Source organism: Natronorubrum sp. A-ect3 (assembly GCF_041821125.1).
GTDB classification, from domain to species: domain Archaea; phylum Halobacteriota; class Halobacteria; order Halobacteriales; family Natrialbaceae; genus Natronorubrum; species Natronorubrum bangense.
The window spans coordinates 152,979-165,539 of sequence record NZ_JBGUBB010000001.1 but is presented as its reverse complement, the minus strand read 5'-3'; the positions used below and the strand labels follow the sequence as shown (position 1 = coordinate 165,539).

General features: G+C 61.2%; 17 protein-coding genes and 2 tRNA genes. 10 read left to right on the top strand and 9 right to left on the bottom strand.

The window, feature by feature from the left end; all coding sequences use genetic code 11:
* Position 1: 1 nt before the first annotated feature.
* From ACERJA_RS00780 to ACERJA_RS00755, 6 genes are read right to left on the bottom strand one after another with little or no spacing between them, the layout of a single operon-like run.
* A complete protein-coding gene (locus tag ACERJA_RS00780) occupies positions 2 to 424 on the bottom strand; it encodes a 30S ribosomal protein S19 (protein WP_006067757.1) in 423 nt (140 codons plus the stop codon).
* On the bottom strand, positions 421 to 1,143 hold the full coding sequence (locus tag ACERJA_RS00775) for a 50S ribosomal protein L2 (protein ID WP_006067756.1): 723 nt from the start codon (positions 1,141 to 1,143) through the stop codon (positions 421 to 423). Before ACERJA_RS00775 ends, ACERJA_RS00780 begins: the two co-directional genes overlap by 4 nt.
* 2 nt (positions 1,144 to 1,145) lie before the next feature.
* Positions 1,146 to 1,400, bottom strand: a complete 255-nt coding sequence (locus ACERJA_RS00770; protein WP_006067755.1) for a 50S ribosomal protein L23 — start codon at positions 1,398 to 1,400, stop codon at positions 1,146 to 1,148.
* Complete coding sequence (rpl4p, locus tag ACERJA_RS00765; RefSeq protein ID WP_006067754.1) at positions 1,397 to 2,149, bottom strand: 50S ribosomal protein L4; 753 nt, start codon at positions 2,147 to 2,149, stop codon at positions 1,397 to 1,399. The genes ACERJA_RS00770 and rpl4p overlap by 4 nt, the downstream gene beginning before the upstream one ends.
* A 3-nt stretch (positions 2,150 to 2,152) precedes the next feature.
* Entirely contained in the window at positions 2,153 to 3,172 is a 1,020-nt protein-coding gene (locus tag ACERJA_RS00760; protein ID WP_006067753.1) for a 50S ribosomal protein L3, read from the bottom strand.
* A gap of 4 nt (positions 3,173 to 3,176) precedes the next feature.
* On the bottom strand, positions 3,177 to 4,079 hold the full coding sequence (locus tag ACERJA_RS00755) for a putative RNA uridine N3 methyltransferase (protein WP_006067752.1): 903 nt from the start codon (positions 4,077 to 4,079) through the stop codon (positions 3,177 to 3,179).
* A gap of 303 nt (positions 4,080 to 4,382) precedes the next feature.
* Here ACERJA_RS00755 and ACERJA_RS00750 point away from each other — a divergent pair.
* The 6 genes from ACERJA_RS00750 to mch all read left to right on the top strand — a co-directional run bounded on the left by ACERJA_RS00750 (position 4,383) and on the right by mch (position 7,701).
* Positions 4,383 to 4,453, top strand: a tRNA-Gly gene (locus tag ACERJA_RS00750).
* 411 nt (positions 4,454 to 4,864) lie between these two features.
* Positions 4,865 to 4,935, top strand: a tRNA-Gly gene (locus ACERJA_RS00745).
* Positions 4,936 to 5,453: 518 nt separating this feature from the next.
* A complete protein-coding gene (locus ACERJA_RS00740) occupies positions 5,454 to 5,807 on the top strand; it encodes a HalOD1 output domain-containing protein (RefSeq protein ID WP_006067751.1) in 354 nt (117 codons plus the stop codon).
* A 170-nt stretch (positions 5,808 to 5,977) separates the two neighbouring features.
* Positions 5,978 to 6,292 (top strand): MTH1187 family thiamine-binding protein, encoded by a 315-nt coding sequence (locus tag ACERJA_RS00735; protein ID WP_373606458.1) that lies wholly within the window; start codon positions 5,978 to 5,980, stop codon positions 6,290 to 6,292.
* 103 nt (positions 6,293 to 6,395) lie between these two features.
* Entirely contained in the window at positions 6,396 to 6,605 is a 210-nt protein-coding gene (locus ACERJA_RS00730) for a heavy-metal-associated domain-containing protein (RefSeq protein ID WP_373606457.1), read from the top strand.
* A 163-nt stretch (positions 6,606 to 6,768) separates the two neighbouring features.
* Positions 6,769 to 7,701, top strand: coding sequence for a methenyltetrahydromethanopterin cyclohydrolase (gene mch, locus ACERJA_RS00725; RefSeq protein ID WP_373606456.1), 933 nt, complete (start codon positions 6,769 to 6,771; stop codon positions 7,699 to 7,701).
* Positions 7,702 to 7,743: 42 nt separating this feature from the next.
* Here the strand turns inward: mch and ACERJA_RS00720 are convergent, their stop codons facing one another.
* The gene (locus ACERJA_RS00720) at positions 7,744 to 9,345 is read right to left on the bottom strand and encodes a GTPBP1 family GTP-binding protein (RefSeq protein WP_373606455.1); all 1,602 of its coding nucleotides are present in this window, start codon (positions 9,343 to 9,345) and stop codon (positions 7,744 to 7,746) included.
* A 191-nt stretch (positions 9,346 to 9,536) separates the two neighbouring features.
* Between ACERJA_RS00720 and ACERJA_RS00715 the strand changes: the two genes are divergently transcribed.
* Positions 9,537 to 9,716 carry a hypothetical protein gene (locus tag ACERJA_RS00715; RefSeq protein ID WP_373606454.1) on the top strand — a complete coding sequence of 60 codons (180 nt, stop codon included), beginning with the start codon at positions 9,537 to 9,539 and terminating at the stop codon, positions 9,714 to 9,716.
* Positions 9,717 to 9,723: 7 nt separating this feature from the next.
* Positions 9,724 to 9,984, top strand: coding sequence for a hypothetical protein (locus ACERJA_RS00710; RefSeq protein ID WP_373606453.1), 261 nt, complete (start codon positions 9,724 to 9,726; stop codon positions 9,982 to 9,984).
* 130 nt (positions 9,985 to 10,114) lie between these two features.
* On the opposite strand, the gene pyrF is transcribed toward ACERJA_RS00710, so the two are convergent.
* Complete coding sequence (gene pyrF, locus ACERJA_RS00705; RefSeq protein WP_373606452.1) at positions 10,115 to 10,915, bottom strand: orotidine-5'-phosphate decarboxylase; 801 nt, start codon at positions 10,913 to 10,915, stop codon at positions 10,115 to 10,117.
* Between the two features lie 275 nt (positions 10,916 to 11,190).
* On the opposite strand from pyrF, the gene ACERJA_RS00700 reads away from it, so the two are divergent.
* Complete coding sequence (locus ACERJA_RS00700; protein ID WP_373606451.1) at positions 11,191 to 11,454, top strand: hypothetical protein; 264 nt, start codon at positions 11,191 to 11,193, stop codon at positions 11,452 to 11,454.
* A gap of 41 nt (positions 11,455 to 11,495) precedes the next feature.
* Here the strand turns inward: ACERJA_RS00700 and ACERJA_RS00695 are convergent, their stop codons facing one another.
* Positions 11,496 to 11,921, bottom strand: coding sequence for a VOC family protein (locus tag ACERJA_RS00695; RefSeq protein WP_373606450.1), 426 nt, complete (start codon positions 11,919 to 11,921; stop codon positions 11,496 to 11,498).
* Between the two features lie 112 nt (positions 11,922 to 12,033).
* Between ACERJA_RS00695 and ACERJA_RS00690 the strand changes: the two genes are divergently transcribed.
* Positions 12,034 to 12,402, top strand: a complete 369-nt coding sequence (locus ACERJA_RS00690; RefSeq protein ID WP_373606449.1) for a methylglyoxal synthase — start codon at positions 12,034 to 12,036, stop codon at positions 12,400 to 12,402.
* Positions 12,403 to 12,561 lie beyond the last annotated feature (159 nt).

Here is a 12,561-nt window from a genome sequence, read left to right as displayed (position 1 = left end):
ATCACTTCAGTGGGACGAACTTCGAGGATCGAGTCGCACCGATACCGGCCTGTCCGTGCTCGACGGACGTCCGGGTCAGTCGGAACTCGCCGAGATAGTGTCCGATCATCTCGGGTTCGACACGGACGCGCTCGAACGACTGGCCGTTGTAGACCTCGAAGGTCAGGCCGACGAACTCCGGCAGGATCGGCATATCCCGAAGGTGGGTTCGAATCGGCGCGTTCGCTGTCTCTTCCTCGTCTTTTTCGCGGGCCTTCTCGAGGAGCTTCTGCTTCTCGACAGAGAGACCGCGTTTGATACTTCGCCGCTTGCGAGCGGGTAGCTGTTCTGCAACTTCTTCGAGCTCCATCTCCTGCAGCTCGTCGAGCGTGTAGCCGCGGTAGGTGAACTCACCTTCACGGCCGGTTCGGTACTCCTGACTCATTTGTTGCCACCTCGACCGGTGCGTCGGGACGAGATGTCACCGACCTTCCGTCCTGGCGGGGCGTCCCGCGAGACGGACTTTGGTTTGCCGGGGTGCTGGCGGCCACCGCCACCGAATGGGTGGTCGACGGCGTTCATCGCGACACCACGGACGCGTGGATACTTCGTCCCGCGCGATTTCATCTTGTGATACTTGTTCCCTGCCTTGACGAACGGCTTCTCCGTTCGGCCACCACCAGCGACGACGCCGATGGTTGCACGGCACTGCGGATCGAGGCGCTTGACCTCGCCACTTGGGAGCTGGATGACCGCTGCGTTGCGGTCGTGGGTAATCAGGTCTGCGTTGACACCGGAGGCGCGAGCGAATCGACCGCCGTCGCCCTGGTTTGCCTCGACGTTACAGACCGGAACCCCTTCGGGGATCTCCGCGAGCGGGAGCGTGTTCCCGGGTTTGATCTCAGCGGAAACACCGACCTGGATCTCCTCGCCGACGGCGACACCCTCAGGAACGAGGATGAGTCGCTGATCGCCGTCTTCGAACTCGACAGCGGCGATCGGTGCGGACCGAGCCGGGTCGTGTTCGATGTCGACGACCGTCCCGCGAATGACGTCGTCGTCTTCTTCCTTTTTGTGGTCGAGTTTCGCCTTGTAGCGATGGGATGGGGCACGGAACGTCGATGTCCCGCGTCCGCGTCGTTGTCCTTGAATGCGTCGTCCCATTCTTAGAACACCCCGATCCGGGAGGCGACTTCCTGAGCGTCGTCGTCCTCGGACAGTTTGATTGTCGCTTTCTTCTTGCCTTTCATCGTTACCTGGGTGTTGACGTCAGCGACCGAGATGTCGAAGCGAGCTTCGACTTCGTCGCGAATCTCGGGTTTGGTGGCGTCGGGGTTGACGACGAACTGGAGCTTGTTCTCGTAGTCCATGTCGTTCATCGCCTTCTCCGTGACCAGTGGGTGTTCGATGATCGAACTCATCGGTCTGCCACCTCTTCGAGTGCGCTTTCGGTCCAGACAGTCAGTCGACCCGGCTGTGCGCCGGGTGCGAGTGCCTCTGCGTTGACCTCTGCAGCCGTCGTGACATCGGCACCAGCGAGGTTCCGGGCCGCACGGGATGGGCCGGACTCACTCGAGGTGACAAAGAGGATCGACGTCGGCGTCTTGTACTTCCGGCCACGGGCTTTCCCCTGTCCGGATCGGACGCTTCGACCTTCGTCGGCACGTTCGATGTCGGCCTCGAGACCAGCGGCCTCGAGGAACGAGACGACTTCCTTCGTCTTCTGAAGGTCCTCGAACTCGTCGTCGACGACGACCGGGATCTCGGCGTCCTCGTCGAACTCGTGACCACGGTCGGCGACGATTTCGGCGTCCGTCGTTGCCGCGATGGCGCTGCGGACGGCCAACTTCTTTTCTTTCGTGTTGATCGATTCGGACTGGTCTTTTTCGGCCTTTGGTGGGTGGGCCTTTCGTCCTTTGATAGCCTGAGGAACGCGTCGTGCGCGTCCATCCTGGCGTGGGACGTGGGCCATACCGCGGCCGCTACCGAACGATTCAGCCGGCGTGCGCTTGCCAGCGAACTCGTCGGCACCGTAGTCCTGCTTCCGGTTTGCCTGGGCGACACGAACGGCGCGGGCGATCAGGTCCGGGCGGTATGTGGTCTCGAAGACCGCCGGGAGCTCGACAGAGCCCGTTTCGTCGCCGTTCAGGTCGCGTACTGTTGCTTCCATGTGTTATCCCTGGTTGGATGCGGTGGAGACGTAGCGCACCTCGGGATCGAGGCGCGGCTGGTCTCCGGGTCGGATCGCCGGGCGGAAGCGTACGAGACGCTTGTTTGGCCCGGGGAGCGAGCCCTTGATCAGCGCGTGCGGTCCATCGACTTCGCCGTAGTTGACGAAGCCACCGTCGACCGTCGCGTCTGCGCCGTCGCCGATGTCGACGAGGCGCTTGTTCAGTTCCGTCCGCTGGTGGTAGCCCGTCTGTCCCTGCTGTGGGACCGTCGAGCGGACGCGGGATGGGTTCCAGGGGCCGAGGTTGCCGATGCGGCGACGCCAGCCCTGCCGGGCGTGTTTGCCCTTGCGTTTCTGGACGCCCCATCGCTTGACGGGGCCCTGCGTCCCTTTCCCTTTCGTGACGCCGCTTGCGTCGACGTACTCGCCGGCACGGAACATGTCGTTCATGACGTGTTCGCCACCGTCCTCGACGGTCTCGAGGGCGAAGTCGACGCGCTCTTCGATAGAGCCGCCGCCGACGCGCGTTTCCATCACGTCCGGTTTCTTCTTCGGCATCGAGGGAACCTCCCCCGGTACCGTGTGGGTGATGACGCGAACGTCGTCGATGCGTCCCTCTTCGAGGTAGCCACGGAGTTCGTCCGTGGCGGCATCGACATCGTAATCGTCACCGGGAAGGTCCAGCACGCGATCGAGTTCGGGTACGAACTCGTCGGTCCAGACCTCAGTCAGTGGCTTCATACCATACGGTGTGTCTTCGTACACTCGCAGAGCAACGGCGCGCATTGGCGGCGTCTCCACGATCGTCACGGGAACGGTCTCTTCCATTCCCTCGGTCGGCGAGTTCGCTTTGTCGTCGACCATAACGACGTGGGTCATACCGGCCTTGTAGCCCGCGAAACCCTGGAGCGTCGGCTGTCCGTCGTCGTCCGGCCACGAGTTAAAGCGTGGGACCTCGCTGGTCGCCCGCTGTCGTGGGCCGAACCCGAGTGAGCCTTTGCGTGGTGCGTTTGGTTGTGGCATTCTATCACTCTTGCAGTGAGAGGGGAGCGAGGGTGGCGAACAGAGCTTCTTCCGTTCGCACAACCTCGCTGCCCTGATTCGGAACCGTATTTAGCCAGAGGTCGAACCCTGGATCGGCTGTGGGTTCGACTCCGTCATCGGCTGTGTCGTCCCCAGTGGACGATTCGGCCGCGTCGCCTTGTCCCGACGACGCGTTGACAGCTGATGCCTCGATTCCGAGGATATCCGGCAGCCCTCTCTCGGGCGCACCGAACGCGACAGTCAGCCCGTCACGATCGATGCGTCCGGCCAGCGTCCCAAGCCGCCCGACGGTGAGCTCTTCACCGAATCGGGAAGCGGCGATGCAGACGCCAGCGTCCTCACGGCCGAGTGCTGCGGAAAGGTCCGTCCGCTCGACTGACAGCCCCGGGAGGGGTTTGTCCTCGAGTTTCGCTCGGACCGGTCGTCGCGAAGAGATCCTGACGGTCACGCGCTCCCCCTCGTCGACCTCCATTTTCGGAGGAACGTTGAGGGAGATCGGGTGTTGCAAGCCGCAATTGACCCGGACGCGCCCTTCAGGTCCGACCTCGGTCACGATTCCTTGTCTTGACGACCCCGAACCGGTAGATTCGGAGCCGGTCTGTGACATGGCGCGGAGCGGCGGCAAGATGCCCGCATACTCCAGTTCGTCCCGCATCCCCCACGCCTCGTTTCGGAGGTATGGTGGTGTTGCGGCGTACCGCAAGACGGTGCTTACGAACCCGCCGTCGAATCTGCCTGTTTCGCCTTCCCGATCCGGGTAGACGACCAGGCGATCAGCCCGAAAGATCGTCGCCGCGCGGGCGACGTATCCGAGTTTGCGAGTTGCCTCGCGTTTGTCCTCGGCTTCACGGGTGAGCGACGACGGGACGAGTATGCTGACGGTCATGCCGAGACGCTTCGGCGCCGCGTCACTAGACTGTAGCGATGTGTTGCCGATACCATCGTAAAAGGATAGCGGATTCGATTGCGGCTGTGAACGCCTCACACGTGGGAAATCAGGACATACAGGGAGTCTCAAATGACGAGCCGATGGTGTGACTGGAAACCCGAATATATCTCTTCTACGCGTGTGCACACGAGTCGGTGAAACGCTGTGTCGACGCCACATGGTACGTCGTGAACACCCATACTGCTCCCGGTTCGCAACCCTTATACATCCCAGCCGGTGTAGGTGTAAGTACGCAACAGGGCGCTGGTAGTGTAGTGGTATCACGTGACCTTGCCATGGTCACAACCTGGGTTCAAATCCCAGCCAGCGCATTTCTCTGAACTCAATTCCACGAGCGACTGCGAACCGTGTCGTGAGTAGGCGATGAATTCTGGAATGCGAATCTGGGTTTGAAGCAGCCTTCGGTTCTGTGAGGAACACGAGTCGATTCTCAGGATCGGCCCAAATCCTAGATTGACATCCTCCACACGACTGAAGTCGTGGGCTTTCTCCTCGATGTTCTGTGACGTGCAGTGGCTACGATAGCCAGCGCGATTCGAGAGCAGACGATGCCGACGAGCTGTACCGGCAGTTGTACGAACAGGTCGAAACGGAGGTTGTGGTGGCTCGAGTTCTAACCGAGAGACTGATTGCAACGTGGCACAGAGCGGGCGGTTTTCGTTTCGACATTTATAAATAGACGTAGCAACTCCATCCGAATGCACTCGAGACCGAGTGAGTACGCGCTGGTAGTGTAGTGGTATCACGTGACCTTGCCATGGTCACAACCTGGGTTCAAATCCCAGCCAGCGCATTTTCATTGAACTGTAACGACGAGCGTAGCGAGTCATCTGTTCAGTGCAAATCGTTCTCGAATTTGAAGCAGACTTCGGTCCTGCGAACGTAGCAAGCAGGTTCTCAGGAGGGGGTCAGACTCCAGCCAGCGCACTTCTCTAAATATAATCCCACAAGCGACCGCGAAGCGTGTCGTGAGTACGCGTCGAATTCTGGAATGCGAACCTGGATTCGAAGCAAGTCTGTCACAGCGTCGATCGAAGCGAGCGAGCTGTTTCACGTGAGTCAACGTCAGCCAGCGTAGTGTTTTGCCTTCAATCCCACGAGCGACCACGATAGCAGAGACGAGCACACAGGACGTATTCGTTGATGTCACTAGCCAGTCAGTAAATACGACGGTCATTGACAACAGAGAATGGCTATTTTTGAACTATTAGGCAGCATTTCAGTCAGAGACAGTTACGAATGTTGTCTACGATTGGCTTTTATACCATGAAGGGCTAAGAAATGATAGACGCCCGAACTCGCAGACCTCCTATGGAAACTGAACTCACATCCACCGACGACACGGACGACATTCAGTACGATCAGACGAACGATCGCTACGTCTTCCACCACGATATCGACGGCACTGCGACGATTACGACGACGATCGTCCATGCACTTGCGTCGATTGCGGACACCGACGTCTCACAGGGCGAGTTCTCACTGTACGATAGCGTCGATCCCGACGCACTCGACCGACTCTTCAGAAAAAAGGCAGACGGCACCGAGCGCACGGGCGGTCACGTCGCCTTCACCGCCCTCGAGTACGAGGTGTACGTCTACGCCAACGGAGACGTCATCATCTACCCGCCGACGGACTCGAGTCGTTCATCGAAGACGAACTGATTAACTGTCCGCGCCCCCAGGTCGAGTAATCGTCTCGTGTGCTTCCCAGCAGCCACGACGCCACGAGCGTCGCTGCTCGTTCTGTACCGCTGTGTTGAGTTCCTCCGTCGAGTTCCCGTTGTGGAAACGAGGGGTCGGATTTAGGGGCGTTCCGATCCTCAGTACGAGCGATGACAGTCGTTGCACTACTGAGTGTGGCACCAGTGACCGAGGGGAGTATGTCCGGCGAGGTCGCAAAGGCCGTCGATGCACTCGAGGCGTACGACGTGGCCTACGAGACGAACCCGATGGGGACGGTGATCGAGGCCGACGAGATCGGGGAGCTGTTCGCGGCCGCGCAGGCGGCCCACGAGGCGGTCGACGGCGACCGCGTGAGCACGGTATTGAAGATCGACGACAAGCGTACACAGGAGACAACCGCGTCAGCGAAAGTCGAGGCTGTCGAGGACCATCTCGGCCGGCCGGCGACATCCGAGAAGTCCTAGCGCCTCGAGCGCGGAGACGCCTCGTTGTATCACGAGTTGAGGATTTCGTACGTAATCGACCGCGAGCAGAAGACTCAATCTACTCGAGTGGTGACGGCTGTGTATGAAACAGACAACACTCGAGGTGACCGGCATGGCGTGTGATGGCTGTGAGGCAAACGTGACCGACGCGCTCGAAGCGCTCGAGGGGGTCGCGTCAGCGACGGCAGACCACGAGGCGGGCGAGGTGTACGTCGAACACGATGAGGCGACGGTTGACGAGATCACGGTTAGCGGAACGATCGAAGACGCGGGCTACGACGTGGCGACCTGATACGGTTTGCTGTGCCGATGTCCCGGCACGACCGCAGGACTGCTCGCGGTCGTGTTGGAAATACATTACCGCAGACAGTATGGCGGTGCAGTCGATGAGCAGCGACGACGGCTGCGGACACGAACTGACAAACTGTTTTAGGTCGGAGGGCGAATCCTCCGCTATGGAAAGTCTCAATCGGATGGCGATCGAGCTGGTCGACGAGGCCCTCGAGTACGCCGAGGAGCTGAACATCGGTGGCTACGATCTCGAAAACGAGGCGACAGTACTCGACTTCGGACTCGAGTTCGCCGGCGGGATCGAGGCAGGGCTGTTGCTGACGGAGATTCAGACAGCAGGGATGGCAACGCCGAGTCACGACCTCGGCGAACTCGGTGGCGCGCCGATTCCGTTCGTCGAACTCTCGACGGATCAGCCGGCGCTGTCGCTGCTCTGCTCGCAGAAGGCGGGCTGGGAGCTAACAACCGAGGATTTCGAGGGGCTTGGCAGCGGTCCGGCACGTGCGCTCGTGGCTGAGGAGTCTGAGTTCCGCCGCGTCGGCTACACGGACGCATTCGATCTGACGGCGCTGGCTGTCGAAACGGATCAGGACCCGACTGAAGCCGCCGCTGAACAGGTCGCTGACCTCGCCGAAGTCGAGACCAGCGGTGTCTTCCTGCTTGCGTACCCGACCGCAAGTCACGTCGGATCGATCACGAACGCCGCTCGCACAGCCGAACTCGCGACGTTCCGCCTCTCGGAACTGGGCTACGATCCGATGGACATCGTCTCGGCGACGGGACGGGCACCGGTCGCGCCCGTCGCTGGCGACGAGCGGACTGCCATCGCACGCACGAACGACGCGATCGCCTACGGCGGCACGGCACACCTGACGGTCCGTGAGGACGCCGATATCTTCGACTCGGTGCCGTCGACGGCCGCCGAGGGCCACGGCCGGCCGTTCGGAGAGATCTTTGACGATCTCGAGTGGGATTTCACAGAAGTGCCATCGGATCTCTTCGCGCCCGCAAAGGTGACGATCGACGTCATCGGCGGCCCGACGTACGTCCATGGCGAGACGGACGAGGAGTTGCTCGTCGAGTCGTTCGACCTGTAGCCGGGGCGATTCAGACGGACAGGGCGCAAAAAAGCGGCAGCGTCAATCGATCGGATGGACATCGGTCACTGTCCCGACGCCCTTGCTGCGACCTTCGCGGAAGACGAACTTCTGACCTTCTTCAATGAGATACGGGCGGAACTTGAACCGGACCATGGTTTCGCCGGTGTCACCCGGCAAGAGGCGACCGTTTTCGGGGGAGAACACGGCGGCCTCACCGATCGTCTCGAGGTGGACGACTGGTTCGTACCCCTCGCCGATCCGGGTGGGATGGTTGAGTACCATCACTTCGGCCTCGAACTCCCGAACCGGGCTGGGATCGGCGTCGCGTGGCAACAGGACCATGCCGCGGTCGATGGCGCTCTCTTTGACGCCTTTGAGTGCAATGCCGACGATCCGACCCGCCTGAGCCTTGTCGACACGGTGGTAGTGCATCTCGATCGAGCGGACTTCGACCTCCCGGAAGCGGCCGTCGGGCATCGGGCCGAGTAAGAGTTCGTCGCCGGCTTCGACCTCGCCGGACATCACCGTCCCCGAGGCGACCGCGCCGACGCCGGTTACCGAGTAGCTCCGGTCGACGTACATCTTGAACTCGCCGGTGTCCTGGGACGTCTTTGGCAGGCGGTCGAACAGTTCGTCAAGCGTCTCGAGGCCGTCCATCGTAATCGCGCTGGTTTCGACGATCGGGACGACGCGCTCACCGATCTCGTCGATGGCAGCGTCGACGCCGTGACGGGTGACCCGCAACGGCGATTTATCAACCTCGCGCAGGAGGCGTTCGACCTCGCGTTCGACCTCTTCGACGCGCTCGTCGGTGACGGCGTCAGTTTTCGTGATCGCGACGATCGTCGGGAGATCGGTGGCGAGCAAGACGCCGAGATGTTCGCGCGTGGTTCGGGTCGGGCCGTCGTCGGCGGCGACGACGAGCAGGCCGTAATCGAGTTTCTGGCCGACGAGGCCGCGAATGGTCGTCCGCAGCCACGGCTCGTGGCCGACGGTGTCGACAAAGGAGACGAGTCGGTCTGCTTCTTCGACGACTGCTGCTCGGTCTGTCTTGCGATTCGGATTTCGGACCCGGACCGGGCCGTCCCCATCGAAGCCGTAGACGGCATAGGAGAGGTCAGCCGAGAGGCCACGTTCGACCTCGTGGGGCTGGACGTCGAGGAAGCTGCGTGTGGCACCGTCGCCGTCATCCGGCGTGCCAGTGATGAGCGATCCAACGAGTGTACTCTTGCCGTGGTCGACGTGACCCGCAGTGCCGACGACGACGTGTTCATCGTCCGTCTCGAGGACGCCACCTTCCTGGATGATCGCGATGCCGACGAGGCCGTCATCGACGCCCCACGTCTGGACGTCGTCGATGTGTGCGTCGGCTTCCTCGGCGAGCAGCGAGAGAACGTCCATCGTCTCGGCGAACGTGTCCGGATCGATCCCAGCGAGACCACCGTCGTCCGTTACACCAACGACGTAGGTCGCCTCGCCATCGCCGGAGAGCAGTCGGTGGCGCAGTTGTGCGGCCAAACTCTCTCGTCGTCCACCCTCGAGGTGGACGTCTCGTGAGAGTCGCTCTTTGAATTCGACGTTGCCACCGTCCTGTTCGCCACGGTCCAGGGCTCGCTTGAGAAGAGCCCGGTCACGGCTCATGTGCCCCGGTAGTGTCCCACATGGCAAAAGCCTTCCCGTACATTGTGAACATAGAACATAGTAGTATCGTTTCAGCGGGCATCGTTCTATCACAGAGGCTGAAACGAAGTGTCGCACAGCCGTCGGGTTCGTCGACCGCGACGGCGCAGTTCCAGCCCCGGTTTCAAGAGACTCGAGGCCCTACCTCGATCATGAGCGTCAGCGGTCTCTGCCAGATCTGTGAGTCACGACCCGCCGAAGAGCAGTGTCAAAACTGTGGCACGCTCGCCTGTTCAGTCCACTACAAGGAAGCGCATGGGCTCTGTGTCGACTGTGTCACACAGGCAGACCCCAGCCACCAGTCCGACGACGTGGATATCCACCGCCTGTGAGGCCGCTATGACATCTATTCGTGATCTACTCGACGAATCGCTCGCGATCGGTGACCGGTTTGAACTTCTCCTCGAGGAACGCGACGGCCGACTCGTCGCTGACCATCCACACGCCTCGAGTCCGATGGATATCGCGGTCGTCGAGGGACTCGAGGAACTCGATGACCGACCGCCGACGGAGCCAGTCGAGGTCGAACTCCTCGGTCGCGTCGTCGACGGCCGAATCGCAGGCCGCGTGGTTGCGCCGGGCCACGAGCAAACCGACTGACACGGACACGCCTGTCCATTCATATGAGAGTAGAAACAAAAGTCGTCCTTGGAATGCTGCTTGGCGCGGCACTCCTCACAGTCATCGTGAGCATTCGATTCAGCTCGTTCGTCTGAGACACAAGATTTCGTTACGGTCGGTACTGGTTCAGCCGCTTTTTCAGCCGTTTTGCGGCCTGGCCGCTGGCGTGGGCGAACTCCTCGCCCTGCTCTTCGCCCGCGAAGATGATCCCACGCGAGGAGTTGACCAGCCCGACGCCGTCTGCGAGGCCGTACTCAACTGCGGCTTCGGCATCGCCACCCTGTGCGCCAACACCGGGCACGAGAAACGGCAGCTCCGGCACCTGCTCGCGCAACTCCTCGAGTTCTTCGGGTTTTGTCGCACCGACGACGAGGCCGACGTTGTCGTTGTCGTTCCAGAGATCGGCCAGCGCGGCTACGCGCTCGTAGACGGGTTCGCCGGTTTCGAGTTCGAGATCCTGAATGTCCGCACCGCCGGGGTTCGAGGTTCGACAGAGGATGAAGACGCCTGATTCCTCGTCTGCGAGAAACGGCTGCAGCGAGTCTCGGCCCATATACGGGTTGACCGTGATCGCGTCGACGGTCTCGAGCATCTCGGCGTACTGGCGGGTCGTGTTCCCGATGTCGGCTCGTTTCGCGTCGAGCAAGACGGGGACGTCCTTGCCGTGGGCGTAGGCGATCGTTTCCTCGAGTGCACGCCAGCCGTCAGGGTCTTCATAAAAGGCGGCGTTCGGCTTGTAGACGGCCGCGTGTTCGTGGGTGGCGTCGATGATCCGGCGGTTGAACGCCCACCGCGGGAGGTCGTGCTCCTGGAGATGGTCAGGAATACGTGACGGGTCGGGATCAAGTCCGACGCTGACGACGCTGTTGACCGTCCGAATACGGTCGTGCAAGCGGTCGAAGAAGTTCATGCGAGCGAGTGGTCCCCCGACGGTCGAAAAGGTTGCTATACTCTCGGCCGGAGTCAAAGAGCACTCGGACGCGTTCGAGAGCTCGGCCGCTCTCGAGACGTCTCGGTATACGTACACAGTAACCACACGTGACCCGCAAAGACAGATCCGACGGATACGCCACCGAAGCGACCCGTATTCGACGCTCTCGACTCGAGCAGTTGTGCGTCTCGGCAGGTCCACTCCCAAATACTTTAGACAGCAACTACTTCGCGAATATAATCGAAACCTACCGCATGACTATTCGAACCAACAGACGTTCTTCCTCTCCAATCGGCCGAATCCGAGATCGGATCCGCTCGACACTGTTCGCTGCCGACGACACGCCGGCAGACGACACCGCCGACGAGGCGACGGACGATCAGTCGGCCACGAACCCGGACGCACCCGGCAATCTCTTTCACTGCTCGACGTGTGGAACCGTCTACATCGCCGCCGAAAAGCACGTCTGTTCGAACTGTGACGTCCCCGTCGAGGAAGTCCGATCGACGCTCGCGTGAGCAGGAACCGGCTGAGTTTTCGAAACGAGTTCGGGGCTCGCTTAGCTCTCGAGTATTTCGATCAGATTCGACTCTGGATCGCGCAGAAACAGGATCGACGTTCCGCTTTCGGTGGTCTGGGGCTCACTGATCGTCGAAACGTCTTCGGGTAAGGCGTCATGAAAGGCCTCGAGGTCGTCCACTGAGAGCCCGACGTGGGTTGCCCCGGGCTGGTTGAGACCAGCGGCTGGCGAGTCCCGCGCTTGCGGCTCGTACTCGATGAGTTCGATTCGACAGCCGTCCGCGTCGAGATGGGCGAACTCGCCGCGTGCGTTCTCGACGCCGACACCCTCGGAAAAGGCCTCGCCACCGACGCTGAATCGGGTGATAACGTCGAGTCCGAGGACGTCCCGATAGAACGGGAGGATCTCCTCGAGATCGCTGACGGTGATACCAACGTGATGGGCGCTCGGCTCGGAATCTGTCATGGCGAGTGGTCGGGCGAGCAGCCACGAAAAACGTTCGGCTCCGCTCGAGGGCGGACGAACAGGGACTGGTCACGCCACACATAGTTATCATCCCGGGGATCAACGATCCGATATGACTCGCGTCGCACTTATCGCCCACGACGAAAAGAAGCCGGATCTCCTCGAGTTTGCACAGACCCACGAAGCCCAGTTGCGTGACTACGAGCTGATCGCAACCGGGACGACCGGCAAACGGCTGATGGAGGCAACCGACCTCGAGGTCGAGCGCAAGGAGTCGGGGCCACTTGGTGGGGACCTGATGATCGGTTCGGAGGTCGCCGAAAACAAACTCGATGGGATCGTCTTCCTCCGAGATCCGCTTCGCGCCCAGCCTCACGAGCCTGACATCTCGGCCCTGCTGCGGATCTGTGACGTTCACGATACGGCGCTGGCGACGAATCTCGCGTCCGCGACGTTTCTGATCGAAGGGTTGGCCAACTGAGACGGACGGCTGTCAGTCAGTGTCGGTGGACCCGCGACCGCCCTGCGAGGCCACCGGAGAGATCGAGGCCGCAGATCGTATGAGAAATACACGGTCGTATACGACCGCTTTCCGACGGAGAAGACAACGTATAATAACAGCAGTGAACCTATGCGCGAG

Excerpts from the sequence above, each read along its gene's own strand:
- ACERJA_RS00780 (WP_006067757.1), bottom strand. The coding sequence starts at position 424 with ATGAGTCAGGAGTACCGAACCGGCCGTGAAGGTGAGTTCACCTACCGC.
- ACERJA_RS00775 (WP_006067756.1), bottom strand. The coding sequence starts at position 1,143 with ATGGGACGACGCATTCAAGGACAACGACGCGGACGCGGGACATCGACG.
- ACERJA_RS00770 (WP_006067755.1), bottom strand. The coding sequence starts at position 1,400 with ATGAGTTCGATCATCGAACACCCACTGGTCACGGAGAAGGCGATGAAC.
- rpl4p (WP_006067754.1), bottom strand. The coding sequence starts at position 2,149 with ATGGAAGCAACAGTACGCGACCTGAACGGCGACGAAACGGGCTCTGTC.
- ACERJA_RS00760 (WP_006067753.1), bottom strand. The coding sequence starts at position 3,172 with ATGCCACAACCAAACGCACCACGCAAAGGCTCACTCGGGTTCGGCCCA.
- ACERJA_RS00755 (WP_006067752.1), bottom strand. The coding sequence starts at position 4,079 with ATGACCGTCAGCATACTCGTCCCGTCGTCGCTCACCCGTGAAGCCGAG.
- ACERJA_RS00740 (WP_006067751.1), top strand. The coding sequence starts at position 5,454 with ATGGAAACTGAACTCACATCCACCGACGACACGGACGACATTCAGTAC.
- ACERJA_RS00735 (WP_373606458.1), top strand. The coding sequence starts at position 5,978 with ATGACAGTCGTTGCACTACTGAGTGTGGCACCAGTGACCGAGGGGAGT.
- ACERJA_RS00730 (WP_373606457.1), top strand. The coding sequence starts at position 6,396 with ATGAAACAGACAACACTCGAGGTGACCGGCATGGCGTGTGATGGCTGT.
- mch (WP_373606456.1), top strand. The coding sequence starts at position 6,769 with ATGGAAAGTCTCAATCGGATGGCGATCGAGCTGGTCGACGAGGCCCTC.
- ACERJA_RS00720 (WP_373606455.1), bottom strand. The coding sequence starts at position 9,345 with ATGAGCCGTGACCGGGCTCTTCTCAAGCGAGCCCTGGACCGTGGCGAA.
- ACERJA_RS00715 (WP_373606454.1), top strand. The coding sequence starts at position 9,537 with ATGAGCGTCAGCGGTCTCTGCCAGATCTGTGAGTCACGACCCGCCGAA.
- ACERJA_RS00710 (WP_373606453.1), top strand. The coding sequence starts at position 9,724 with ATGACATCTATTCGTGATCTACTCGACGAATCGCTCGCGATCGGTGAC.
- pyrF (WP_373606452.1), bottom strand. The coding sequence starts at position 10,915 with ATGAACTTCTTCGACCGCTTGCACGACCGTATTCGGACGGTCAACAGC.
- ACERJA_RS00700 (WP_373606451.1), top strand. The coding sequence starts at position 11,191 with ATGACTATTCGAACCAACAGACGTTCTTCCTCTCCAATCGGCCGAATC.
- ACERJA_RS00695 (WP_373606450.1), bottom strand. The coding sequence starts at position 11,921 with ATGACAGATTCCGAGCCGAGCGCCCATCACGTTGGTATCACCGTCAGC.
- ACERJA_RS00690 (WP_373606449.1), top strand. The coding sequence starts at position 12,034 with ATGACTCGCGTCGCACTTATCGCCCACGACGAAAAGAAGCCGGATCTC.